The organism is Variovorax sp. 10N432, from assembly GCF_056394465.1.
Genome location: NZ_JBFTHX010000025.1, coordinates 58,576 through 82,944, shown reverse-complemented (window position 1 = coordinate 82,944; position 24,369 = coordinate 58,576). Strand labels below are relative to the sequence as shown.

Below are 24,369 nucleotides of genomic sequence, written 5' to 3'. Positions count from 1 at the left end.
TCCGCGAGGATTGGAACAACGCCAAAGTAGAACGCATCGTTCGACAGGAAGAAGGTCATCGGGGCGCTCAGTAGCGCGGTGATGAGGGGCAGGAAGTGGCCGGCAGAGCCCGGGATGGACGACACGAGGTTCTGTGCAATCGCATCGGTCATCGTCGTTCCAGACAGGATGCCGGTGAACACGCCCATGAAGAGCAACGGCAACGGCAACGGCAGACGCTGGCAGCACAGGTCCCTCCCGTGCCGCCAGGCAGGCAGCGCAGGATTGCTTCGAGAGAGGGAGGAGAAGAAGGCTTCTGGGCCTTCCCTCAAGGTCAGCCTAGGGCCGCGCCTTGACTGGCACTGGGCACTTCGCTGCCCGGCATTGCGTCGGGTAGTTCATGTTGAGGACCTCCGACCTCCGACTGCACACGCTTCGCCGAATGCGAGACGTGCTCTTCGGACTTGCCGGAGACATAGTCGCGCCAAACCAGCGGCAGGATGCCGCCATGGCGCCAGTAGTCGACATCCTCTTCGGTATCAAGACGGATGATGAGCGGAACGGCCGTCGAGGTCCCATCGGTGCGATGCACGATGGCTTCAATTTGCCCTGAAACCTCGAGGTGTTGGGCAAGCGCGGGGACGTCTATGGTTTCGCTGCCGTCCAAGTTCAGAGATTCCGCCGTCGTGCCTGGCTCGAACTGCAGCGGCAACACGCCCATGCCCACGAGGTTGGTCCGGTGGATGCGCTCGAAACTCTCGGCAATCACGGCCTTGACGCCAAGCAGTGCCACCCCTTTGGCTGCCCAGTCGCGGGACGACCCGCAACCGTAGTTCTTGCCAGCAATGACGGCGAGCGGCACATCGCGCCGCAGGTATTCCTCCGCCGCCTCGAAGACCCGCATCTGCTTACCGTCCGGCATGAGCTTGGTCTCGCCCCCTTCGACACCGGGAACGATGCGGTTACGCAAGCGGATGTTCGCGAAAGTAGCGCGGACCGCCACGTCGTGGTTTCCGCGCCGCGTCGTGTAGTTGTTGAAGTCACGCCGCTCGACGCCTTTGGCAAGGAGGAAGTCCGCTGCGGGGGTGCCCAGGCTGATAGCCCCGGAGGGAGAGATGTGGTCAGTCGTCACGGAGTCGCCGAGGATGACCAGCGGGCGCATGCCGACGATGTCCTGGACCGCGGCAGCCTCGCGCGAGAGGCCTTCGAAATACGGGGGCTGGCGAACATACGTGCTCGCGTCGTCCCAGGGAAATCGCTCGCTGCGCTCACCGGCCAGAGCGTCCCAGGGCTCGCCGCCTTCGAACAGGTCCGAATACTTTTCTCGGAAGATTGCCGGCTCGTAGGCGCCCTCGACTGCCTTGGAAATCTCGACCGAGGTCGGCCAGATGTCGCGCAGGTAGACGGGCTGGCCGTTGCTGCCAATCCCGATGGGCTCCTTGGTCACGTCGACCGACAGGGTGCCGGTAAGCGCATAGACCACCACGAGCGCGGGCGACCCCAGGTAGGCTGCGCGAATGTTCGGATGGATGCGGCCCTCGAAGTTTCGGTTGCCGGAGAGCACTGCGGTACCAACCAGCTTCTCTGCCTCAATGGCCTCGACCAAAGCGTCGGGCAGCGGACCGGAACCACCATTGCAGGTGGTGCAGCCAAAGCCGGCGATATGGAACCCGAGGGCGTCGAGCGACTCCTGCAGGCCGGCCGTCTCGAGAACCGCAGCAGTGACATGGCTTCCCGGAACCAGGGAGGTCTTGACCCAAGGCTTGGTCTTCAGGCCTAGCGCGACCGCCTTCCGCGCGACCAGGCCGGCGGCCATCATGTTGACGGGGTTTGCAGTGTTGGTGCAGCTGGTGATGGCTGCGATGAGCACGTCACCGTCATGCAGGGAGAACTGCTCGCCCTTCACAGGAGCGGCATGCTCGGGGTCGAGTGGCCTGCCGGCAATTTCCTGGTAGTGCTTCACGAATGCGCTGGGCACTGTCTCCAGGGGCAGATGGTCCTCGGGGTTGCGAGGGCCGGCCAGGCACGGCCGGATTTCATCGAGGTCGATGGTCACCACGGTGTCGAAACGGGGAGCCGGCGTGTCGGCGCCGCGCCAGAGCTTCTGGGCCTTCGCGTACAGCTCTACCAGCTCGACTTGCGCGTCTTCGCGGCCAGTCATGCGCAGATAGTCCAACGTGCGCTCATCGATTGGGAAGTAGACGGCGGTGGCTCCGTATTCGGGCGCCATGTTGGCAATCATCCCGCGGTCGCCAAGGGACAGGGCTTCCAGGCCGGTGCCGAAGAACTCGACAAACTTGCCAACGACGCCGAGGGCGCGCATGCGCTGCGTGATGGCGAGGACCAGGTCGGTCGGGAGCACGCCTTCGCGCAATTTGCCTTTGACTTCAATGCCGACCACTTCCGGAAGGGCCAGTGCGACGGGCTTGCCGACCATGACGGCCTCTGCCTCGATGCCGCCGACTCCCCAGCCCAGCACGCCGAGACCGTTGATCATGGGCGTGTGGCTGTCGGTTCCGACGCAGGTGTCAGGAATCGCGAGTTCGCCCTGACCGTCCTTGTCGGTCCAAACCACCTTGCCGATGTACTCGAGGTGTATCTGGTGCATGATGCCCTTGCCTGGGGGAACGATGCGTACGCCCTCGAAGCTGCTGCTGCACCACCGCAAGAAGGCGAAGCGCTCGGCGTTGCGCTCGTACTCGCGCTCCAAGTTCACCTTGCGCGCAATTGGCGACGCCCAGCTGTCCACCTGAAGCGAGTGATCGATGATGACATCGACCGGCACCTTGGGACCAACTTGCGAGACGTCGCCACCCGCTTCCGCAACGGCGTCGCGCATGCCGGCCATATCCACCAACATCACTTGGCCAAGAATGTCCTGGCCGTACACGCGCGTCGGGTAGAAGCTCAGGCCCGCGCCAATCTTGCGGTCAAGAAGCGCATCAACTTCTGCCTGGGTGTCCACGCCGCGAATCGCCGCTTGACGCAAGAGGTTCTCCAGCAGGATGCGAAGGGAAAAAGGAAGCTGCTCCACGCCGCTCACGTCGGCGATGGAGAGATAGCGCACCGTCCGGTTGGCCATGGGAAGCTGCTTGATTTGGGGGACGGTTTTCATCTGTTTTCCTCTTGGGGGGCGACGGTGGCGGGTTCGTTCAATCAACCTGACGCGGCTTGTTATTCGACCTTGATGTCCCGCTTGGCAACCAGCGCCTGCCAGCGCGCGGTCTCGTCTGTGAGCAACTTGCCGAACTCGGCCGGGGTACCGCCCGCAGGCGTGAGGCCGTCCGAGGACATGCCCTTGGTCATCTCCGAAGCGTGAATCGACTCGTTGATGGCCTTGTTGAGTTTGTCGACGATGTCCCGGGGAATCCCCTTGGGGCCAATGATTCCGTGCCAGTTCGTCACCGAGTAGTTGGGGAAGCCAGCCTCGACGGTCGTCGGGACATCGGGCAATGCAACCAGGCGGTTGGGTGTCGTCACGGCCAAGGCCCGGAGCTTGTCGGCCTTGGCGAACGGGAGGGTGGAAGCAACGGTGCCGAAGACCACCTGGGTTTGACCTGAGATGGTGTCGGTCAGTGCGGGCGCTGTCCCTTTGTATGGCACATGCATCATTGGCGCACCCGTGACATCGAGAAAGTACTCGGTCGCGATGTGGACGATGCTGCCTGTGCCGGCCGATGCATAGCTCAGCTTGGTCGGTTCCTTTTTGGCCAAGGCCACCAGGTCCTTGAGGTTCTTTGCTGGCACGTCGGGGTTCACCGCAATGATGAACGGGCCTCGAGCCAACTGCGCGATGGGAGTGATGTCCTTGATCGGGTCGAACGTGAGCTTGTAGAGCGCAGGGTTCACGGTGTAACTGGCGGCTGCCAGGAACAGGGTGTAGCCGTCCGCTGGCGATTTGAGCGCGGTACTCGCACCCAGGTTGCCACCCGCGCCCGGGCGGTTTTCGACGATGACAGGTTGACCCAGCTTTTCGCCAAGTCTCACTGCCACCAGGCGCGCGATGAAGTCGGAGCCACCGCCCGGCGCGAAGGCCACGACGAGCTTGATAGGACGGGTTGGATACGGTGCCTCGGCCCATGCGGGGGCACAGGCAGCACCGACCAGGGTTGCCGCCAACAGGGCGCGTCGCATCGCACCAAAAAACCGCTTCTTTGTCTCGTTGATTTGCATGAATGTTCCTTCAATGCTTGTGTGGGGTCTGGCGCAACCTGGGCGAAATCATCGATAGCGCCTGAGTTGTATTTTCTAATCAGTTTAGACAATCACAGACAAGGGTAAACCCGCGGGCCGAGTAACGGGTTGTTGGGCGACTGCGCGGCGAGTGGACGCAGCTGAGCCGCCCAAGGCCATAGGGCAACGGTTCAGTGGAATTTCAGCCGCTAGGCCGCTTGGGAAAAGACGCTGGGGTCCAGCAGCTTGCCGCGGCGCGCGCCGTTGAGGTGGGCTCGCATCAGGTTGGCGGCCTGCATGAAATCTTGGCGCTCGATGGCGTCCAAGATGGCCAAATGTTCAGACGCCTGGGTGTGGCGAGGCGTGCGTTTGGAGGCCTGTCGGTACTCCACCAGCCGACGCAGCTGATTGATGCGCCGGATCGACTGGAGGACAAACCGGTTGTGCCCCCACTCTGCAATAGTCTCGTGGAAGTGGCTGTTCGCCTCGAACAGCTCAATGGGCGTCATCGTCTGGAAGCCGCCGTCCACGATGCGCTGTTGCTCACGCCGAATCTGCTTGAGCTCCGCGGGAACGAACATGAAGGACGGTCCCAGGATGGCCCCGGGCTCGATGGATTGCCGGAAGAGGTAGCTCTCCTCATACGCATCCGGAGAATCAATCATCGACAGGAAGCGCCACCCGTGGCCCATGCTCTGCTCAATCCAGCCCTCCTCGGAAATCCGGGACAAGACCTTGCGCAGGGTGCTGCGGGCGACGCCGTAGCGACGCATCAGGTCGGCCTCGGTCACTTCGTCGGGCAAACGGTCAGACTGGCGGTCGTCTGCGATGCGCAGGTACAGAGGGTCGTCGGTCGACAAAAGGCTGGCCACCGAGCCGTCCCAGTCCTTGGCGTCGACGCTGAGGAAAAACCCGCGATTGGCATCCTGCTGGAGGACGCCGAGTTGGGCCAGGTGTCTCAGCGCAGCTTGAATGGGGGACCGCGAGGTGCCGATGTGCTGCGCCAGCTGAATTTCGGGCAGATGGTCCCCGGCGGCGCGGTTGTCTCGACGCACCAGCGCCACGATTTCCCTGGCAACACGCTGCTGCAGGGAGGTCAATTCCGGGGCCGAAGCCGCTTCATTCGCCGAGGACATGCCGCGTAGTCTAGGCCAGCCGCCGGCCTCCCCAACGGACTTGCTCGCGTCAATCAATCTTCATCCCGTATTGCTTGATGAGCTTGGACCAGCGGTCGCTTTCCCGCTGCATCAGCTCGCCAAATTCCTTCGGCCCTGCTCCGACCGGCTCGGTCATCCCGGCCGACAGCTTCTCGGCAACGTCCTTCTCCTTCAGGGCGGCTGAAGCGGCCGCATGGATTTTCTGGATGGCGGCGTCCGGCGTGCCCTTGGGAACAGTCAGCCCCATCCAGGACGAGAACTCGTAGCCGCTCACGCCGCTTTCGGCCACGGTCGGAACGTCCGGCAAAGCCTTCGAACGCTTCTTGCCGGTTACGGCAAGGGCCTTCAGCTTGCCGGCCTTCACGTGGGGGAGCGCAGCCAGCGGGAAGGCGACGACAGTACTGATTTCGCCGCCCAGCAAAGCGACGATGGCCGGGGCTCCGCCTTTGTAGGGCACATGGGTGATGTCCACCTTGGCCATCGACTTGAGCATCTCGCCAGCCAAGTGATTGGCACTGCCATTGCCTGCCGTGCCGTACGTGTATTTGCCCGGCTCCCTCTTGGCCAACTCCAGGAATTCCCTCAGGTTTTTCGCCGGAACGGAGGGATGCGCGACGATGACCAAGTCGATGGAAGTCAGCCAGGTCACCGGGGCAAAGCTGTCGACCTTGTAGCCAGGGTTCGGGTACAGGCTCGGATTGAGGGCCATGGTGCCCTGGTTCACGAAGGTGACCGTGTAGCCGTCCGGGGCTGCCTTGCCACCCAGCGCGGTTCCGATGTTTCCGCCGGCCCCTGCGCGGTTGTCAATGATGACCGACCGACCCAGGACCTCCTGCATCTTGGTCTGGATGCTTCGGCAGACGACGTCTGCATCTCCGCCGGCGGGCTGGGGAACGATGAGCGTGACCGGTTTGCTGGGGAACTTGTCTTGCGAAAAGCTACGACCGGCAAAGCTCAGGGGAAGGGCAACTGCGCCCGCTTGCAGCAGCGCGCGTCGAGAGAGATGGCTCATGGGTTTGTCTCCAAAGAGGTGAGCGGGAAGGCATCGATGAATTGCTTGATTGTCGAAACTAATCATATAATGCAATCTAACGAAGGGTCAAACCATGGAGACATTCCCTCATCTCGAGCAATCCGATGTCGCCCTTCGGGCGTACGTCGGATGCCGAACGACCGCTTTGCGCCGCGCGCGTGGGCGGGGACTGGAGGTCTTCGACGTGTCGAGCGCCGGGAAATGGACTCATCGGTGGACCGTTCCGGCCGGCGACAAGCCCTCTTATCTGCTCGTCGACGAGGCCCGCAGTGCGCTGCATTGCGTGCACGGCGACGGAAGCGAGGTCAGCAGCTTCAAAATTGACGGCGATGGCCGCCTGTTCGGGCTTGGTACCCAAGCGACGGGCGGTACGAATCCCGTGCATCTAGCGCTGAGCGCCAGCGAGCGCTGGGTCTTGGTCGCCAACTACGCCACTGGCAGCGTCGTGAGCCTCCCGGTGCAGGAGGACGGCTCACTTGGGCAAAGGGCTCATCTATTCGAGCTCCCGGCCAAGGCTGGACCTCACAAGACCCAACAACAGGGTGCGCATCCCCATCAAATCGTCGTGAATCCAACAGGCCGATGGCTTCTGGTGCCGGACAAAGGCGCCGACGCCGTCCACACTTTGGCGCTCGACGAGGCAACCGGCGCGCTGCGACTCGTAGCAACACTGGATGTGGCGCCCGGCAGCGGCCCTCGGCATTTGGTGTTTCGTCCGGACGGTGCCATAGCGTGGGTTGTGCTGGAGCTGTCGAGCCAGGTTCTCACGACTCGATTCGACGCTGCGACGGGCCGGCTCGAGCCTTTGCAGCGCACGCCATCAGTCCCCGACTCCTTCATTGGCGAGAGCACTGGCGCAGGCATCGTGCTGGCCAACGACGAGCACCACCTGTTCGTCAGCAATCGCGGACACGGGAGTGTGGTGCGCTACCACGTCGACCCCGTGGACGGGACACTGAGTGGTCCGACCTGGACGCGCGTTCATGGCGCCGTGCCCCGCTTCATTGCATCCCTACCGGGCACCGACTCTCTCTGTGTCGCAAACGAAGACGCGGACTCCATCGTCCTTGTCGCAGGCCTATCCCAGGTTGAACAGCTGGCTCCCACGGGCAGTCCCGTGTGCATCGCCTTCATCCATCCATCGAAAGGAACTACATGAGCAAGCAAATTGGCATCCGCGCGACCTGCATGCGCGGCGGTACGAGCAAGGGTATCTTCTTCGCGTTAGAAGACCTGCCGGAGGCCGCCCGTCAGCCTGGCGCCGCTCGCGACGCGCTGATGCTGCGCGTCACGGGAAGCCCGGACCCGTACGAAAAACAAATTGATGGCATGGGGGGTGCCACTTCCAGCACAAGCAAGGTGGTCATCGTCGGTCCGAGCACACGTGACGGTTGTGACGTTGACTACCTGTTCGGCGCCGTCGCCATCGAGTCGCCAGTCGTTGATTGGAGCGGAAACTGCGGCAATCTCTCTTCGGCCGTCGGCCCCTTCGCCATTGAACGCGGGATGGTTGCCGTATCCGAGAACGGCGTCGCCGTGGTTCGCATCTGGCAGGCAAACATTCAGAGGAAAATCATCGCGTACGTTCCTGTGCGCGATGGACAAGTTCAGGAGACTGGCGATTTCGAACTCGACGGCGTGGCTTTCCCTGCAGCTGAAATCAAGCTGGAGTTCCTGGACCCCGGAGCAGATGAAGACAGCGAAGGCGGCGCGATGTTTCCCACCGGGAACATGATTGACAAGGTGGATGTGCCGGGAGTGGGGGTCGTCGAGGCAACACTCATCAATGCGGGCAACCCGACCATCTTTGTGGATGCTGTCACCCTCGGCCTCAGCGGTTCGGAACTGCAGTCTCGCATCAACACGGACGTGGGTCTTTTAGCGAAAGCCGAGGCCATCCGGGCCAATGCGACCGTTGCCATGGGCCTTGCGGCGACCGCGGCAGAGGCAACCGAAAAGCGTCCGCACACGCCCAAGATTGCCTTCGTCGCACAACCGACTGGGTACACGGCGTCCAGCGGCAAGGCCATCAGCTCTGACGACATGGACTTGTGCGCCCGTATCTTCTCGATGGGGAAGCTCCACCACGCCATGACCGGCACCGGAGCCGTTGCGATTGCTGTTGCCGCGGCAATTCCTGGCACCTTGGTCTCGCGCGTTCTCGGTGGCGGCCGCCACGGCGAAATTCGGTTCGGCCATCCCTCGGGCACCCTGCTAGTGGGAGCCGAAGCCGCAGAGCAGGAAGGGACATGGACAGTGACCAAGGCCCTCATGAGCCGCAGCGCGCGCCGCCTGATGGAGGGTCAAGTTTTCGTCCCTTCCAATTGGCTCTCACAGGAGTGAGGTCCTGGTGGTGCTCTACTCTGCGCATGACGCCGAGGCCCTCGCCCCGACGGGCGTCCTCCGGGCCGCAATCAATCTCGGCAATCCAATACTGGCCCGGCTTCGCTATTTCTGCAAGCTACCCGGAGGTCATGGCCCTTCGACTTGCCAAGCGCGCGTCAGGCGTTTGGCGAACACCAGTAACTGGGCAAAACCTTGCCCGGATTCAAGATGCACCGGGGATCCAGGGAACGCTTGAGCAGCGACATGATCTTGAGTTCCTGAGCGCTCTTGTAGCGCGCCAACTCTTTGACCTTCAGTTGACCGACGCCATGCTCCGCGCTGATGGAGCCCCCGAGGGCGTGCACGCGATCGTGCACCAGCACGTAGATTGCGTCTTGGTTCGCCAGCATTTCCGCATCCCCGAACGCTGGCGAGGTGCCGACGTTGTAGTGAAGATTGCCGTCGCCCAGATGGCCGAACGTCATGTTGACCAGACCGGGGAAGCGCAGCTGTAGTAGCGTATCGGTCTCCTGGACGAATTGCGGTATCTGGGAGATCGGCAGCGACACATCGTGCTTGATGCTCTTGCCAGCTTCTGCCTGAGCCAAGGTGATGCTTTCTCGCAGGTGCCAAAGCGCCTTGCTTTGCGTGATGTTCTCGGCCACCACCGCATCGTCGGCTTCTCCAGCTTCGATCGCTTCTCCGAGCACGACTTCAAAGCGTTCACGTGCGTGCGCTTCGCTTTCGGCGTCCGAGATCTCGAGCAAGGCATACCAGGGCGCGGCGGCCGACGGGCCTTCAAAAGGCAGGCGTTGGGCGGGATAGGTGCGCGTCACCATTTGAAGACAGACCCCTGCCATCAGTTCGAACCCCGTCAACGATGCGGCGAAGCCGGAACGGGCCCTGGCGAGCAGCGTGACGGCCTGATCTGGGCTGGAGAGCGCAAGCAAGGCCGTGCAACGCGCTGCAGGTTGGGGGAACAGTTTGATTGTTGCGGCGGTGATGATGCCAAGGGTGCCCTCGCTACCGACATACAGGTCGCGCAGGTCATAACCGGTGTTGTCTTTCCGTAGTCCGCGCAGCCCGTCCCAAATTTGCCCATCTGCGTCCACCACTTCCAGGCCCAGTGTCAGATCGCGCATGTTGCCGTACCGGAGCACGCCGGTGCCGCCGGCATTGGTCGCAAGGTTGCCACCCATGGTGCAACTTCCCTCCGCGCCGAGCGAGAGCGGAAAGAAGCGACCTTCGGCGGCGGCGCGTTCCTGGACTGCCTGAAGAATGCAGCCTGCCTCCACGGTCATCGTGTCGTTGACCGTGTCGACGGCTCGGACACGATTGAGCCTGGACGTCAGCACTACCACTGCCCGTCCCGAGTCGTCGGGTGTGGCTCCGCCGCACAGACCTGTGTTGCCACCTTGCGGAACCAGGGGAACTCCATGGTCGGCACACGCCCGGACTACATCGGCCACCTGTTGGGTGGTTCCCGGCCGCACCACCGCGATGGCTTGGCCTGTGAACCGGTTGCGCCAGTCGGTCAGGAATGGCGCCGCCTCGGTGCCAGTCAACACGTTGGTCGCTCCGACGATGTCAGAGAGCTTCGCGGTGAAGCTCATGCGATGCTCCGCTCGTTCGCACTTGCAAGTACCGCGTCACGCCGCTTCTCGAAGCGCTCCCATACTTCCGGGTTGACCAGGCGCGGTGCCCTGTGTCCAGCAAGCACTTGAATGATCTGCTCCGCGCTCATGGCCGCGATGTTGGCGCGGCCTTCGTGGGAAACGCCTGCCGTGTGAAAGGTCGCGACCACATTGTCCAAGGCAAGGAGGGGATTGTCGTTGGAGGGCGGCTCCTGCTCCCAGACATCCAGTCCCGCGCCGGCGAGATGGCCGGACTGCAGGGCCTGATGCAGCGCGCCTTCGTCGTGCACGCCGCCGCGGGCAGTGCTGACGAAGAGCGCGCCTTTCTTCATCGCCATGAAGCGGTCGGCATTGAACATCTTGAGGGTGGACGCGTCACGCGGACAGTGCAAGGAAACGATGTCCGCCTCGCGAACCAGCGTATCGAGGTCGACACTTTCCGCCCCTCTCGCCTCGAAGTCAGCCCCCGCAAGCAGCGGGTCATACGCCAGGACGCGCATGCCGAATGCCTTGGCCAGCGCAGCCGTCTTGGTTCCGGCGTATCCCAGGCCCACGATCCCCAGCGTCTTGCCGCCCAGGTCGTGGCCCATCACCGACTCGCGCGAAAAGCCCCGAGTGGCCGAACGCAGCAAGCGGTCCGACTCCACAATGCGGCGCGACACGGCCAACATGAGGCCGATGGCCATCTCCGCGACCGCAGCGGAATTCCCGCCGATCTGGCAGACGACCGCCACGCCCGCGCGCGTACAGGCGTCGACATCGACGGTGTCGTAGCCCGCTCCACCTGCCGAGACGCACAGCAGGTCGGGGCACCGTGACAGCAACTCTTCTTTAGCCCAGAACTGCTTGGGCAATTCGTCCTTGGCAGCGGAGATCTGGTAGACATGGGCGTGCGTCAGCGCCGCCCAGGTCGACGCATCGTCCCCTCTCATAGGAGCGACAGTGAGTTGCACATCATCTTCCTGCGAGAGCCGCTCATCGAAGATGGGATTGATCCACTGATTCAAGCGCACCACGCGCTTGGATTTCGCTTCGGTCGACATGATGAATTCCTTGGTTGATTTGCACACCACCGGGGATAGAGCGGATCGCTTGCGGGACCCCGGCTGCGCCTGGAACGAGTTGCGGTCAGGCAATCACATTTCGATGAAGCAGTTCAGTCGAGCCAGGGTCTCGTCCACCCACGCCCGGTCGAAGCATCCCGCCTCGATGTCTGCGACCATCTTGTCTTCAATGACCTGCTTCTGCCGCGCTGCCGCCAGTAGCCGCTCGACGTCATCAAACGGAACGCACAGCAGTCCATCCTCGTCGCCGATGACAAGGTCGCCCGGCTCGATGACCATGCCATCGATGGCGATCGGAACGTTGATTTCGCCGGGGCCATCCTTGTAGGGTCCGCGATGCGTCACGCCGGCGGCAAACACGGGGAAGGAGCCGGCGCGCAGCGCACCAGCGTCCCGAATCGCGCCATTCATCACGAACCCGCCCAGACCTTGCTTGATGGCGTCGCCCACCATGATTTCACCCACCAGGGCGTTTGTCAGATCGCCGCCGGCATCAACGACGATGACGTCGCCTGGTTTGGCGAGCTGCAGCGCCTTGTGAATCATCAGGTTGTCACCTGGCCGGGTCTTGATCGTCAGCGCTGGACCGGCCATGCGGCCCCCCGCGTGCATCGGACGCAGGCGAGCTCCGCCCGCGATCATTCGCGACATGCAGTCACTGACATTGGCGACGGGTACGTCGAGGAATTGGCGAGCCAGGTCGAGGCTGACAGCACGGCGTCTTTGAAGGATACGAAGTCCGTTGTTCATGATGAGCGTCCGGTTGCGTCGATGTTCAATCGAGTTTGATTTCTGCCGCCTTGACCACGGGGGCCAAGCGTTCGCGATCGGCCTTGTAAAGGTCGGTCATGGATTGGGGTGTGCCGCCGTGCAGTTCCGCGCCCGTCGCAAGAATCTTCTGGCGCACGTCGGGCTGCTTCAGCAATTCGTTGATTGCGACGTTCCATTTCTCGATGATCGGCTTGGGGGTACCGGCCGGCGCCATCACGCCCCAGACGCTCGCGAGCTCCACGCCCCGAATTCCGGTTTCGGTGAACGTCGGCACATTGGGAAGCACGGGCGAGCGTTTAGCTGCCGTCACGGCGATGGGACGGACCTTGCCGCCCTCGATCTGGCTCAGGAGCGTGGGGATGGAACCCATGTAGATGTCGACCTGGCCACCAATGAGGTCGGGCAGGGCCTGGGACATACCGCGGTAGGGCACATGGGTGAACTTGACGCCGGAAGCGTTCTGCCACAGTTGGGTGACCAAGTGCGCGATGGTACCGGTGCCGGGTGTCGCCACCGTCAAGCTACCGGGCTTCGACTTGGCCGCAGCGACGACGTCGGCGAGTGTCTTGTAGGGAGAATCGGCCCGCACGACGAGCACTACCGCACCGCTGGCGACGGAGGACACCGCCTCCAAGTCCTTGACCGGGTCGTACGTCATCTTGCTGTAGAGAAGCGGGTTCAGCACGACGTTATCTGTCTGGGCCATGACGAGTGTGTAGCCGTCCGGCTTCGCCTTGGCCACCGTGTCCAGAGCCAGGTTGCCGCCAGCGCCAGGCTTGTTGTCGACGGTGATGACCCAGTTCAGCTTGCTTGTCAGTGCCGTCGCCAGCAGGCGTGAAAGGCTGTCCGTGCCCCCGCCAGCTGGGAATGGGACAACCATCCGGATGGGCCGTTCTGGATAGTTTTGCGCGACGGCACTGGCAGCACCGATGCAGAGCAGGGCGGCGGTCGAAATTCGCATCAGAGTGCGCATGTGTGTCTCCTGAGATAGCAAGAAAGCGGCTTCAGGCCGCAAAGGGGGGTGAATCGGTGTGGGTAGACAGCAGCCAGTCGAGGGCCTGCTCGACGCTGGGCTCGGCTACTGGGAGCGGATGGGCTGCGAGCGATTCGATGGTCTTGTGGAAGCGCTCTTCGACACCGGGCAAGACGGTGGAGCGCAGCCCCAGCGACGTCAGTTCCCTTTGCGCGTCTTGCACCTCGTGCGCGTGCCGCTTCGCATGGATCACATGCGTGCGGACCATCGAGTCGATGAAGGACCGCAAGGGGATCTTGTCGATGTCGCTCAGCTGGGCGTACAGCTTCTCGCGCACGCCCTGCTTTTCGGCGCTCATGAGCAACTCGACGCTCAACGCTTCCATGCCCTTGGTAAGAACACTGCGCAGGAACTTGAGCGAGATGGCGTCCCCGACCACCCCGTGGCACCCCTGTCAGCGAGATCCCGCCCATGATGGCGGTATCGACGTAGACAACGCCGTGCGCGTGGGCTCGGCCTGGCGCCTGTGACGCACGACAACACCCAATCTGCATCGGCGAGCCAGGTGCCAGGCTTCTCGTGCACCACCACATGAAGGTTCTTCGCCAAGGCCGTGGCGGCAGGCGACATGCGGATCTCGCAAGCGCTGAGCGTGAACGCCGCTGCGTGCAGAGGCGCAGCGTAGCAACGCCCCACCTCTCCCAGCCCGACGAGGGCGATATGCGTGCTCATGAACGTGGCTCCATGCGGCGAGAATACAAAATAAATACAAACGAGGCAACTTAAACAAGGGTAAACACCAGTATTCCCAGCGCGGCTCAGCACCGACGACGAGAGTGAAGTAATAAATGCTTTCATTTTGTACGTTGCGATCGAGCTCAAATTGCATGTGAATACAATCTCGGCAACCAACGAAGGCGGAAGATTTGATGCGTAACGGAAGCGACAACGCCTATGAAGTGCTCAGGGAACGCCTGGTTGGCGGCCACTACAACCCAGGCTTCCAGCTGAAAGAGGAGCCGATTGCGCGTGAACTGGGCTTGAGCCGTACGCCTGTCCGAACGGCGCTCAAGCGACTGGTGGAGGAAGGACTTGCGACGGATGCAGTCGGTCAAGGCATCCACGTGGCCAAGTGGACTGAATGGGATGTCGAGGAAACGTTTCAGCTCCGCATGCTCTTGGAGCCTTACGCTTCCTACCTCGCGGCGACGCGAGGCGGCGCGGACCTGCTGGCGCGCCTCCAGGCCAGCAATCTTGAGATGGAAACCGCCATTCGCATGGGAGGCAACGCGGGAACAGAAGGCGTGCAGGAGGCGAATCGCAAGTTCCATCGAGCGCTGCTTGATGCAGCAGGCTCTTCACGGTTGCGTTCCATGCTCGACACCATCATCGACATGCCAATCGTCGTGAGATCGTTCTACCTCTACACGTCCGCTGAACTGGCGCAGAGCCTTCACCACCACCAAGACCTGACGTTGGCTGTAGCGGCCAAGGACGGGGAGCTCGCACGTCAGGTGATGCAGTTGCATCTGCGCATGTCCCACCATCGATTCATGCAGCACAGAAGCGAGTATGTGAAGGCGCCCCGGCAGGCGGACTGAGGTGGTGCGGTGCTTCTGGCTTCGCATGAGCGGGCCACGGATGCCGCCAGGCCGTGTCGAAGTCCAGTGCCTACGGTTGCACGTGCGTGATCAGCTCGGGGCGCAACTCGCGAATGCGCTTCTCCACGTAATACCCACCGTACTCGGTGTACCGTAGGTACGGTTTCTTGCAGCTTCGGCATTGCCACAGCTCGCATCGGTTGTAAGGGTGAAACTGCAATGCGATCGGCGCTTCAGGAGACCACAGGGAAGAGCTGGCTCCACGAAACTCTTCAACCGTCGGCTCGGTGTGTTCCGGGTCCCAGGTCGAGCCGAGCATGACGAGAGCCTCGTCGGACACGGTCGATGGAAAAGCTTCCCAACCCTTGGACGCGAAGGCATTGCAGTCACCACAAGCCTGCGCCGCCCCATGAGCCCTGGCTAACCGTTCAACGTCTTCGCTCGTAAGCAGCACTGTCATTCGTTGCCTTCTTGATGCATTTTGACCCTGCGGAGGGTGCTTCAAGAACTGATGGTAATGCGAAGGCAAGCACGCGTTCGAGCCTGGACCTCGTCAACGGGACCTACCGGCCAGTTGGCTCCAGGATGTTGGCGCCGGCACTGCGCTGCCCGAGGGCGGGCCGAGGTATTCGCGAAGTCATCAGCAAATGCTCTTGCGATAGAAGACTTCGCCCTGCCCCTTCACCGAACTTGGACGCTCGACGAGATCGCTGCATCGGGCCTCGGCAAGATGGACGATCAGTGCAACAAGTTCAGCGAACTCGCATACCCGTTGAATCCGGCCGGCTTCCTCCGTAGTCGGCCACGAGCGGAACGTCACCGGCGTACGAGACGCCGCTGGAGTGTTGGGAGCCTATCACCTTGAAATTGCGTCGGGAGCGCGTAGCATCACGACAGCTGTCAGCAAGCTTGAACGACGTCAGGCGGCCGCGTCGGTTCGAGGCAGATCGCATCGGCCGCTCATGAGAACCCGAAGGAGATGAAATGATCACCTACGTTGGTTTGATGAGCCTCACCGAAGAGGAAGGCCAATTTGAGCCTTCGCGAGTTGCTGAATGCAGGAAAGTATGGCGTCATGCCGACCGAGCGGAGGTGACATCATGACCGCCGAACTCGTTGGCAATGAGAGCGTTTGCCGCAGCGCGGTCCTGGCTGGTGTCCTCGCTTTGAGCGGCGGCAGCATCGCGTTCGGCCAGGGGACGCTCAACACTTGTCTTTCAGGCTTCGAGGTCTCGCGCGGCACCGATGTGGCCGGCGGCCTGCTGACCAAGGGCGTGACCTTCGCCGGTGTCGACGACCTTGCCAAGGACGGGGGTGTCCCGAACCCTGCTACTTGTCCCTGGACCACGAACGGCAACGGCGGTAGCTGGACCGCGAAGATCGACCGCATTGGCGTTGCCGGTATCGGTGGCAGCGGCGTCACGGTGGTCGGCGGACGCTGGTACTGGCTCGATCGCGACAACAACGTGCAGTTCGGCCGGGTCGAGGGAGGCTTCGTTCGGTGGCCAGGCACAGTCGATCAAGACATCGGCTGCGGCGCAGGCGTGGCGCAATTCGCACTATCGGTGCGAAATCAATTTTCTCCCGGCACCATCGCTGGCTGCCTCGACGACACTCACCTCGACCCGGCGAGACAACCGTTCGTCTTTCCGCCGCACATTTCGGGTGCACTCCGCCTGAACTGAACTGAGCGCCGGCGTTGCAACGGCGACCGCGAAGCGCTTTGCATCCGGTTTCAGCGGTGCCGGCCAGCCATGTGCGGTCATTCGCCAACGTCAGATTGTTGGACGGTCGCCGTCGTTCGGCGCAGCATTTCGATTGGTGGCAACCATGAAGGGTTGTGAGACATCTGCCCGGCATCCGCGCTGCGGTAGAGCGACCGCGACTTAAGGGCAGGTGTCGCACAACCCTTCATGGGATCGGAAGTTGGGCCAATGCTCGCGCACTACCGTCGTCGGCCAGGAACGGAAGTTCAGACAAGTGGGCTCGCATCTTCTTTCGGTGAGCGAGGGACGTCGGAAGATCTACGAACTGATTCGCTTCGCCAAGCGATTTGAAGAAATTGGAGCTGCCATCTCTGTACCGGTGTGCATGTACCCGTTTCGATATTCGCGCAGGCGCTCGAGCGCTCGTGCCATGTACTCTGGCTCCTCCCAGAGGAACGCACAACGACGAAGCACACGTCGTAGTCACCACGCCCTGGCGATGCGAGGCGTTCAACCGCGGACCAAAGCATCGTGAACGCAGTGTTCTGGTTCCACTCGTCCAATGCTCGTGCATACAGCAGCATCGCATCGACAATGTCCGTGGTGTAGTTGCCGTTCTTCAAGCACGCGAGGATGCCTCGGACTTTCCTCTTGAGAGTTGCAGGCGCCCGCCTGGAAGCCCGGCGATCCTGCGGCGGTGCTGTAGTGGCCTCGGTGCGCCCGGCCACGCGCAGTGCACCGCGCCCATACTCGGCACCAACCCCCAGGCTCGCGCCGACCACGGCGGGAAACACCCGACAAGCGGCTAGTTCCTGGACGATGGCCACAGCCAGCGAATGGGCTGCATCAATCAGCGCGCGCATTTTCTCGACGAACTCGGCCTGGGCCTCGGCCGCCATCCGCTGGTACGCGGCGCTGTCGAGTTCGCCTTCGAAGCGCTCCGACGCCAGCTTCCCGTCCGTCAAGCGGGCCGTCCGGAACCGGATCCGAGTCCTGCCCGCCACGCTCGCTATTTCGGTGATGGACCCACGACGCCGTCCTGAGCAATCCTCCACGGGCAATACTTGCCGCAAAAGTTGCCGCCGTACGTCTCTCCTCGCAGCGATCTCGGGGGGACGCCATCGGGCACATCAATTGCTCCACGGCCAGCGGAGAACTCTCACGATGCGCTGGAGCGAATGCTACGGGAAGATCCAGCAGTTGAGTCCGAAGGCCGCCAAGTTGGCCTCCCGGATGCTGTCCAAGGATCCCCGGGTCCCCTCTCACTGGGCCTTTGCCCTCGATGTGGCCCTGGCCGGCCGCGGCAAGTCGGCGGGTGCCTTCACTTCGGCGGATCTGGAAGCCATCGGCGCCAGCCAAAGACAGGAGCGACCGGAGCCCGCGGCCGGCCTCGACCCGGCGCAGCGGGAAGCCTGGACCTTCGCGGCTTCCGTTCGCACGTCGGCCGCCGGCGCCGCAAACAAGGGCGCCCAGGCGCCCAAGCCCGGTCCGGAAGACGCCTTGTGGGATCCACAAACGCCCACGCCGGAAGAAGCGTGGCTGCTCGCCTTTTCGCATGAGTTCCAGCGAATCTCCGACGCCAGCCCGGACGACATCGCCCGTCGTGCCCTTCGCAGTCTCGAGACGGACGGGCACCGAAACCCCTTGGAAGCGGCCAGAGATGAACTCGCCGCAAGTGAGGTCGAGTACGTCGCGCTGGACCGGAACGTCGGCGTTCCCCCGGAAGGCGGCTACTGAAGCCACGTGGACCGTCACGAGCCAGTGACAGTCTGCTCCAGGGTGCGACAGGCGGTCACAACACGAATCTTGACGGCGAGGAATAGGTCGATGTCTGTACCGATCGGGAAGAGGAGAACGTCCAGGCGCGAACGCCAGTCGGCCGTCCATCCGTCGATGGGCCGGCTGCGTCGTGCCTCGGGCGTCTTTCAGGGACGGATCGAATCCGTGGACGGCGTCGTCGGCGTGTCGATCAGTCCGGACGGTCAACCCGTCGACAGCGTGCTGGCCTTCTCCGAAAGGGTGGTCGAGACCATCGACGCCTTGAGCGCCAGAGGGCGGGAACTCGTCGCCGCCGAGGCGCTGGAGACCTACAACGCGGACTGGCGCTTCGGCGAGCGCCCCGCCGGAGAGGGCATCGTGGCGATGTTCGAAGCCCCCGTGAAGTCGAAGGCCGAGTTCTCCGCGGATCTCATGCTGTTCATGGTCCGGGTTACCGGGCTCCGGTCCGTCACCTTGACCTTCGCATGCGCAGAGAGATTCTCGCGGCATGCCGTCAGCGTGACCTCGCTGGACGGACTCGGCTTCAACAGCGTACGTGTCGAACTTCATGAGGCATGCCCCGACATGCTGCACGACGTGCCCGGCTGGTGGTATCCGATCCACCTGCATCCGAAGGCGCCCTCCGCACCCTGCGGCCTCACGCCTCGCCAGCGAGCGCTCAAGCGCTCGGTGGACATCGTGGGAGCGCTGGCCTTCTTCGTGCTCCTCGGCCCGCTCTACCTGCTGATCGCCGCGGCCGTGTTCATCGGCATGGGCGGCCCGGTGCACTATTGGCAGACGCGCCTGGGCCAGGGCGGTCGACCCTTCCGCTGCTACAAGTTCCGCTCGATGGTGACGGGCTCGGACGACATCCTCGCGTATCACCTGGCGCATGACGCCGTCGCGCGCGATCGTTGGGAGCGGTTCCAGAAGCTCGACGACGATCCCCGTGTCACGCCGGTCGGTCGCGTGATCCGCCGGCTGAGCCTCGACGAGCTGCCGCAGTTCTACAACGTGCTGAGGGGCGATATGAGCCTGGTCGGTCCCCGCCCCTGCCTGGTTCGCCAGCGCAGCCTGTACGGCAGCAGCTGGGCCCACTATTGCCAGATACGGCCCGGCATTACCGGCCTCTGGCAGGTCAGCGGGCGCAATCACCTGCCCTACGCCGACCGTGTCGCGCTGGACGTCCGCTATGTAACGCAATGGTCGTTGACTCTCGACGCCAAGATTCTTGTGCGCACCGTCTGGGTAGTTCTGAGCGGCGACGGATCGTCTTGAAAGGAGATCGCACCTGCGCAGGCGAATGCTGACAAGAACCCTCCCGTTTCTCCTGCTTCTGTTCCGTCCCGCCCACGACAAGGTGGATTGGGCAAAGATCAAGGAGTCATCCGATGGCGACACCATGCGAGGCTATTTACTGTTTCGATCGGGCTGCAGTTCGCTTTGCCATATACCCAGAAGGCCTTGAAGGCCCTCGAATCCTCGCGGAGATTTCAGAAGACGCCCTGCGCGATGTGTTCGGCGCGCGCGATGGACCGGACAGCCTGCTCAAGACCTGCGAGGCCAACTTCGAGGCCATAGAAAAGGCTGCGATGGAACTGCAAAGGCGCCGACCCGAAGCACCGATCGAACTGGAAATCATGGATTTCTCCGTTCCTTCCACCCGTCAAGATTTTCTATCTCACCGCGGATCGGGCGTCCTGCCTGGGTGACAAGCGGGGCCAACGCCCAGCGCATCAGGTCTGACGCCCACGAGAGATCCCCACGGCTTCACTCGAGCGCGGCGAACGCGTAGCCTTGCACTTCCACCAGCGCGATGGTCCTGCCCTTCCAGCCCTGGTTGGCCAAGCCGGTCAGTTCGCCCCGCGCATAGCTCACGAACCCGTCGTGGCGCCGGGCATTGCCCTCGATCCATTCCATCGCCGCGAGCAGTGCCTCCCAGATGATGGCGATGAAGTCCATGTCGCCCGTGCGTTCGGCATAGGCCGTCGCCAGCATCACGAACAGCGGGGTGGTGTCGAGAAGTCGAAGGCTCGGGTCCGGACCTACAGCAAGAGGGGATGCGTTCAGACATGGTCGGCTCCGGAAACACCCAAGATGCACTGACCACCAGAGCAGTTTTTGGAGGTCATCATGAGCGACGAAGCGAGCTTCTCGGAAACCCCGAGCGCCACGAGCGGCGTCACAGCTTCTGCATCAACCGTGGCCGCCGGCTTCAAGCCATCGGCGGCCGAGGCAGGACAGGCCGTCAAGGAGGCCGTATCCGAGGTGGCAGGCCAAACCCGCCAGTCCGTGGCGAAGGCCGCCGAGCAGGTCCAGCGCGCCGGGGCGCAAGCTGTCAATGCGACGAAGGCCTACGCCAACGATGCAGTTGACGCGGCCGGCCGCAAGCTGCAGGCCGTCAAGACGCAGTTCGAGACCACCAAGTCGAGCGCTGCCGAATACATCCATGAAAACCCGGTCCGCGCTGTCAAGATGGCGGCCATCGGAGGCGCCGTGCTGTCCGCAGCGCTCGTGCTCTTCACCCGCCGGGCGCGTTGACCGAAGGCGACTGGGCGCGGCCGACGCCGCGCCTCTCACCAAGGGCCGCCAGACGCGGCCTACGCGCATCCGCATGAGGAACTGACGTCGCCAGCGTCGTGTTTTTCAGAAGACAGGGCACGCGAGGGAGTGTCAGGTGGAAAGGAGCGATTTCGCATGTTCAGTGGTGCATTCGAGATGGTCACCCAGCAACGCGCCTGCATCCTGCTTGGCGGAGCGGCAATGGCGTTGTCGATCAGTCTCGTGGCCGCGCAGCCGGTTCCCACGCCCTCCGTACGTCCAGAGTCGGAAAGCCAGCGATCGGGCGCCGACCCGGAGATGGTCGTGAGGCCTACGACGTCGGGCGACTCCAAGATGGCGGAGCCTGCCCCGCGTCACATCGATCCGGGCCTGGTCGAGCGCCCCCCGGCGGACCGACGTCCGGGCGATCGAGCGAAGCCCGGCCTCGATCCTTCGGCACGATCACGTCAGGACGACTGCAGGGGTTCGGCCGTCGACTGCAAACAGACTTCAGCGCGATAGGGGCAAGTCCACGGTCGGCTGAAACGCCCTGCCGGGCCGCCTACTTCTGCGGCTTGCCCAGATGTTGCCGAACGGCGTCGGCACGGACCCCGACAGCCGCCACCGCCTCGCGCAGTTGCGCCTCCGTCACACCCAGTGCCTGGTCCAATACCGGATCTCATGATCCTCGTTCACGTTGATACGGCCGCGATCCTGCGCCCCGCGGTTGTTGGTGTCGTCTGCCATGGTTCTCTCCGTTGTGAAATCCGAAGATCGCCTGGCCAGCAGGCACCAGGTGGCGCCCGCCGCAGGCCCGGGCCGGATCGATTCGCTCGAAGCCGCTGTCGCCTGATCGGCGGGAGCCCCGGCGGGTTCAGCCCGTTGCCGTCGGAAGATTTTGAAGTGCATTGCTGTTGTCCCTTGCCGGCGCATGCGCCTCTCGTCATGGCCCGCGCCGTAGAAACCGACGCTCGCCTACGTTCAAGTGGGCGAACGACGATCGACAGCGAACTGCGGCACGTCCACCCTGTCGTTCTGAACAAGGAGATGTAATGGATGCCTCCCTCCCTACGGGGAAAGAAGAGCAGGAGCACGCAGATGAGTAGCTTGACTGTTCTGGGAGCTCCCCTTGCCGGGCGGGCAAGGTGGACCCCCGAATGGATACGGCATCGAAGTGCCCATGCGTGATAGACCGAGGTCTTCACAAACACCATCGGGAGTCCGAGATGAATCGTAGTGCAGCACAAGGTGCAGGACAAATCATCGGCTTGATCGACGGCCGGCAGGTCGTTGGCCTGGACGTCGCCAAGAGCGTGTTCCAGCTTCACACCGTGGACATGGACTCGGGCGAGATCGTCAGCGTCCAACTCAAGCGTGCCAAGGTGCTCGAGCACTTCATCAATCGCCAGCCCTGCCTGATCGGCATCGAGGCCTGCGGCGGGGCGCACCACTGGGCGCGCCAGTTGACGGGGCTGGGCCACAGCGTGCGGCTGATTCATGCCAAGGCTGTGCGCCCCTTCGTGGCCGGCAACAAAACCGACGCCACTGACGCCCGAGCCATCTGGCTGGCCGTGCAGCAGCCGGGCACGAAGTTCGTAGGCATGAAGACGTTGGAGCAGCAGGCCACGCTGGTCTTGCACCGCCAGCGCGAACTGCTCATGAGGATGAAGGTCATGCAGACCAACGCGCTGCGGGGCCTGCTCTACGAGTTTGGCGCGATCTTCGCGCGGGGCAGGGGTGCGCTGTTCTCTGAGATCGAGGCGACCTTGGAATCGCTGGTCAACGACATCCCCCAGTACGTGGCCGACAGCCTGCGCGAGCAGGCGCATCGGATCAAGAAGATTGCCGAGGACATCAAGGCCATCGAAGTGCGGCTAGCGCAGCGCCTGCGCGCCGATGCTGACATGAAGCGCGTAGCCGCTATCCCCGGGGTCGGGCTGATGACGGCCACGGCCGCGGTTGCCACGATGGGTGAAGCCACGGCCTTCAAGTCGGCCCGCGAGTTCTGCGCTTGGCTGGGCCTGGTGCCGAGCCAGCGCGGCACTGGCGGCAAGGTCAAGCTATTGGGCATCTCCAAGCGGGGTGACACTTACCTGCGCACCTTGCTCATCCACGGGGCGCGCTCGGTACTCACGCATACCAAGGAACCGGGGGTGTGGCTGGAGCAACTCCAGGCCAGACGCCCGGCCAATGTCGTGATCGTGGCGCAGGCAGCCAAGATGGCCAGGACGATCTGGGCTGTCACGGCCAGGCAGCAGGACTACCAACGGGGCTACGTGAGTAGCAGGCCGCAAGTGCGCGCCTGAACACCGTAGCTGAATATCAACCAGCCTGAACAGAAAGGGTATGTGAGCCTTTGAAGGCGATTGGGGCAGCAACACACGACGTGATGTGAAACAGGTCAGACCGAGACGAGCCAAACCTGAATGGCGAACAGGACTTCAACAGTCCGCCAAGGAGATGAGGCGCTCGTCAGCGGATTACATCGGGGCCAGTGGGCAAACGGGGCAACTCAGCACCCACACAACAGGCCGGATACAAGGCAGCAGCCGACTTCTTCACGACACGACGCGGGTAACTACCTATCGCCGGGAGGCATCCATACAAGTTCGCCATGACTGAAATCAAACACCCGACAGCCGTGCCGCCCACCGACGATCATGAAGCCAGGCTCGGCGACCGCGGAGCCAACTCCGGCCAAAACATCCAGCAGAGCCGCGCCATTGGGCAGGATCCACCGACCGAGGGGAGCCGAATGGGCCGCGAGGCGAACAAGAAGTCTGGTTTCCCTGGGACACCGGACATCGGGACCGATGCGGCGCAAACCGAGGAAGCCGCAGGGGACGACGGGGCCAGGCAGTGAGGGCTTTCTACGCCGGGCTGCTCGGCGCAGTTCTCAGCATCGTCGCCGCTGTAGTTGACGCGGGCGCCCGGCGGTAGCTCTGGCTCTCTCGACGTGGTCGCCGGCTTTCGCGCCGGCCACACTGGCGCTGGCGGCAAGTTGCCCCTCGAGTCGCACGCCACAAGCATGGGCAGCGTCAGCGAACTCCCACGGGCCTGTTGCGGCTATGCCGGAATCCGCGGCAGATCCACGGATGGCGGCGAGGAAGCCGGAGACACGCTGCGCTACTTTTTCAGCAGCAACTGCCCCATTTTCTGCAGCCTTCCCTCGACACCCCGCGCGATCATGCCGAGGACACCCGGCATCTGAATCTCCATGGCGACCTCAGCATCAAGCACGTGGATGACTCCTGAGACTGACTGACCCATCGCTGCGACGCTGAAGATGAGCCGGTCCCCGTCCCAGCGCTCGCTGGGGGTTCCGCTGCTGCCGGGCAACAGCCTGATGATCTTCGCGAACCCGGCATCGATGCGGCGACGCGCCTCAGCACGGCCGAGCTGATGTGGAATGCTGATGGTGATCGGCGTCGCCATGCGCATAGGGTGCCGCGAATCTGCGAGCCGGGCAAGCGGCTTGCAATGGAAACACGCGGTGTAACAGACGGGCCGAGCCGATCCAACCCTCTGACCTTGCACGTCACTTCCCGACGCGGTGCATGCCTACAGCCCCATGGGCAACCGGCCGACCCATGATCAGCTGTTGTGCTTGCACCATTCGTGCTCGTTTCCAACTCGCGGGATCCGCCCCAGGTG

General features: G+C 63.1%; 23 protein-coding genes and 1 pseudogene. 10 read left to right on the top strand and 14 right to left on the bottom strand.

Going from position 1 to position 24,369, the window contains the following annotated elements; genetic code table 11:
- Positions 1 to 313: 313 nt before the first annotated feature.
- From acnA to AC1DF3_RS25255, 4 genes are all read right to left on the bottom strand, one after another.
- The gene (acnA, locus tag AC1DF3_RS25270) at positions 314 to 3,094 is read right to left on the bottom strand and encodes an aconitate hydratase AcnA (protein WP_478141230.1); all 2,781 of its coding nucleotides are present in this window, start codon (positions 3,092 to 3,094) and stop codon (positions 314 to 316) included.
- 59 nt (positions 3,095 to 3,153) lie between these two features.
- Positions 3,154 to 4,152 (bottom strand): tripartite tricarboxylate transporter substrate binding protein, encoded by a 999-nt coding sequence (locus AC1DF3_RS25265; RefSeq protein WP_478141229.1) that lies wholly within the window; start codon positions 4,150 to 4,152, stop codon positions 3,154 to 3,156.
- A 209-nt stretch (positions 4,153 to 4,361) separates the two neighbouring features.
- Positions 4,362 to 5,288, bottom strand: coding sequence for a GntR family transcriptional regulator (locus AC1DF3_RS25260; RefSeq protein WP_286537622.1), 927 nt, complete (start codon positions 5,286 to 5,288; stop codon positions 4,362 to 4,364).
- A gap of 49 nt (positions 5,289 to 5,337) precedes the next feature.
- Positions 5,338 to 6,321, bottom strand: a complete 984-nt coding sequence (locus tag AC1DF3_RS25255; protein WP_478141228.1) for a Bug family tripartite tricarboxylate transporter substrate binding protein — start codon at positions 6,319 to 6,321, stop codon at positions 5,338 to 5,340.
- A 94-nt stretch (positions 6,322 to 6,415) separates the two neighbouring features.
- Between AC1DF3_RS25255 and AC1DF3_RS25250 the strand changes: the two genes are divergently transcribed.
- Together AC1DF3_RS25250 and prpF are read left to right on the top strand one after the other, a co-directional pair.
- On the top strand, positions 6,416 to 7,501 hold the full coding sequence (locus AC1DF3_RS25250; protein ID WP_478141227.1) for a lactonase family protein: 1,086 nt from the start codon (positions 6,416 to 6,418) through the stop codon (positions 7,499 to 7,501).
- Entirely contained in the window at positions 7,498 to 8,685 is a 1,188-nt protein-coding gene (gene prpF / locus AC1DF3_RS25245; protein ID WP_478141226.1) for a 2-methylaconitate cis-trans isomerase PrpF, read from the top strand. The genes AC1DF3_RS25250 and prpF overlap by 4 nt, the downstream gene beginning before the upstream one ends.
- Before the next feature lie 158 nt (positions 8,686 to 8,843).
- Here prpF and AC1DF3_RS25240 read toward each other — a convergent pair whose 3' ends face one another.
- The 5 genes from AC1DF3_RS25240 to AC1DF3_RS25220 all read right to left on the bottom strand — a co-directional run bounded on the left by AC1DF3_RS25240 (position 8,844) and on the right by AC1DF3_RS25220 (position 13,548).
- Positions 8,844 to 10,280 carry an FAD-binding oxidoreductase gene (locus tag AC1DF3_RS25240; protein WP_478141225.1) on the bottom strand — a complete coding sequence of 479 codons (1,437 nt, stop codon included), beginning with the start codon at positions 10,278 to 10,280 and terminating at the stop codon, positions 8,844 to 8,846.
- Positions 10,277 to 11,344 carry a hydroxyacid dehydrogenase gene (locus AC1DF3_RS25235; RefSeq protein ID WP_286537631.1) on the bottom strand — a complete coding sequence of 356 codons (1,068 nt, stop codon included), beginning with the start codon at positions 11,342 to 11,344 and terminating at the stop codon, positions 10,277 to 10,279. Before AC1DF3_RS25235 ends, AC1DF3_RS25240 begins: the two co-directional genes overlap by 4 nt.
- 93 nt (positions 11,345 to 11,437) lie before the next feature.
- Positions 11,438 to 12,115 carry an RraA family protein gene (locus tag AC1DF3_RS25230; protein WP_478141224.1) on the bottom strand — a complete coding sequence of 226 codons (678 nt, stop codon included), beginning with the start codon at positions 12,113 to 12,115 and terminating at the stop codon, positions 11,438 to 11,440.
- A gap of 25 nt (positions 12,116 to 12,140) precedes the next feature.
- Positions 12,141 to 13,109, bottom strand: a complete 969-nt coding sequence (locus AC1DF3_RS25225) for a Bug family tripartite tricarboxylate transporter substrate binding protein (RefSeq protein WP_478141223.1) — start codon at positions 13,107 to 13,109, stop codon at positions 12,141 to 12,143.
- A gap of 31 nt (positions 13,110 to 13,140) precedes the next feature.
- Positions 13,141 to 13,548, bottom strand: coding sequence for a DUF1932 domain-containing protein (locus tag AC1DF3_RS25220; RefSeq protein ID WP_478141222.1), 408 nt, complete (start codon positions 13,546 to 13,548; stop codon positions 13,141 to 13,143).
- A 490-nt stretch (positions 13,549 to 14,038) separates the two neighbouring features.
- On the opposite strand from AC1DF3_RS25220, the gene AC1DF3_RS25215 reads away from it, so the two are divergent.
- Complete coding sequence (locus tag AC1DF3_RS25215; RefSeq protein ID WP_478141221.1) at positions 14,039 to 14,710, top strand: GntR family transcriptional regulator; 672 nt, start codon at positions 14,039 to 14,041, stop codon at positions 14,708 to 14,710.
- 70 nt (positions 14,711 to 14,780) lie between these two features.
- Here the strand turns inward: AC1DF3_RS25215 and AC1DF3_RS25210 are convergent, their stop codons facing one another.
- Positions 14,781 to 15,170, bottom strand: coding sequence for a hypothetical protein (locus tag AC1DF3_RS25210; protein ID WP_286537636.1), 390 nt, complete (start codon positions 15,168 to 15,170; stop codon positions 14,781 to 14,783).
- Positions 15,171 to 15,810: 640 nt separating this feature from the next.
- Between AC1DF3_RS25210 and AC1DF3_RS25205 the strand changes: the two genes are divergently transcribed.
- Positions 15,811 to 16,395, top strand: a complete 585-nt coding sequence (locus AC1DF3_RS25205) for a hypothetical protein (protein ID WP_286537638.1) — start codon at positions 15,811 to 15,813, stop codon at positions 16,393 to 16,395.
- Positions 16,396 to 16,682: 287 nt separating this feature from the next.
- Here the strand turns inward: AC1DF3_RS25205 and AC1DF3_RS25200 are convergent, their stop codons facing one another.
- Entirely contained in the window at positions 16,683 to 17,381 is a 699-nt protein-coding gene (locus AC1DF3_RS25200) for a hypothetical protein (RefSeq protein ID WP_478141220.1), read from the bottom strand.
- 199 nt (positions 17,382 to 17,580) lie between these two features.
- Here AC1DF3_RS25200 and AC1DF3_RS25195 point away from each other — a divergent pair, with 199 nt between their 5' ends.
- The 3 genes from AC1DF3_RS25195 (at position 17,581) to AC1DF3_RS25185 (ending at position 19,886) form a co-directional block, all read left to right on the top strand.
- Positions 17,581 to 18,153, top strand: a complete 573-nt coding sequence (locus tag AC1DF3_RS25195) for a hypothetical protein (RefSeq protein ID WP_478141219.1) — start codon at positions 17,581 to 17,583, stop codon at positions 18,151 to 18,153.
- A gap of 90 nt (positions 18,154 to 18,243) precedes the next feature.
- Entirely contained in the window at positions 18,244 to 19,452 is a 1,209-nt protein-coding gene (locus AC1DF3_RS25190; RefSeq protein ID WP_478141218.1) for a sugar transferase, read from the top strand.
- Between the two features lie 113 nt (positions 19,453 to 19,565).
- Complete coding sequence (locus AC1DF3_RS25185) at positions 19,566 to 19,886, top strand: hypothetical protein (RefSeq protein WP_286537642.1); 321 nt, start codon at positions 19,566 to 19,568, stop codon at positions 19,884 to 19,886.
- Positions 19,887 to 19,944: 58 nt separating this feature from the next.
- On the opposite strand, the gene AC1DF3_RS25180 is transcribed toward AC1DF3_RS25185, so the two are convergent.
- Complete coding sequence (locus AC1DF3_RS25180; protein WP_478141217.1) at positions 19,945 to 20,172, bottom strand: hypothetical protein; 228 nt, start codon at positions 20,170 to 20,172, stop codon at positions 19,945 to 19,947.
- A gap of 135 nt (positions 20,173 to 20,307) precedes the next feature.
- On the opposite strand from AC1DF3_RS25180, the gene AC1DF3_RS25175 reads away from it, so the two are divergent.
- Positions 20,308 to 20,715 carry a hypothetical protein gene (locus AC1DF3_RS25175; protein ID WP_478141216.1) on the top strand — a complete coding sequence of 136 codons (408 nt, stop codon included), beginning with the start codon at positions 20,308 to 20,310 and terminating at the stop codon, positions 20,713 to 20,715.
- 562 nt (positions 20,716 to 21,277) lie between these two features.
- Here AC1DF3_RS25175 and AC1DF3_RS25170 read toward each other — a convergent pair.
- Positions 21,278 to 21,462: pseudogene (locus AC1DF3_RS25170) on the bottom strand (DUF3606 domain-containing protein).
- Positions 21,463 to 21,941: 479 nt separating this feature from the next.
- Here AC1DF3_RS25170 and AC1DF3_RS25165 point away from each other — a divergent pair.
- Together AC1DF3_RS25165 and AC1DF3_RS25160 are read left to right on the top strand one after the other, a co-directional pair.
- The gene (locus tag AC1DF3_RS25165; protein WP_478141242.1) at positions 21,942 to 23,021 is read left to right on the top strand and encodes an IS110 family RNA-guided transposase; all 1,080 of its coding nucleotides are present in this window, start codon (positions 21,942 to 21,944) and stop codon (positions 23,019 to 23,021) included.
- A 308-nt stretch (positions 23,022 to 23,329) separates the two neighbouring features.
- Positions 23,330 to 23,578, top strand: a complete 249-nt coding sequence (locus AC1DF3_RS25160; RefSeq protein ID WP_478141215.1) for a hypothetical protein — start codon at positions 23,330 to 23,332, stop codon at positions 23,576 to 23,578.
- A gap of 263 nt (positions 23,579 to 23,841) precedes the next feature.
- On the opposite strand, the gene AC1DF3_RS25155 is transcribed toward AC1DF3_RS25160, so the two are convergent.
- On the bottom strand, positions 23,842 to 24,150 hold the full coding sequence (locus AC1DF3_RS25155; RefSeq protein WP_286537649.1) for a polyhydroxyalkanoic acid system family protein: 309 nt from the start codon (positions 24,148 to 24,150) through the stop codon (positions 23,842 to 23,844).
- Between the last annotated feature and the right edge of the window lie 219 nt (positions 24,151 to 24,369).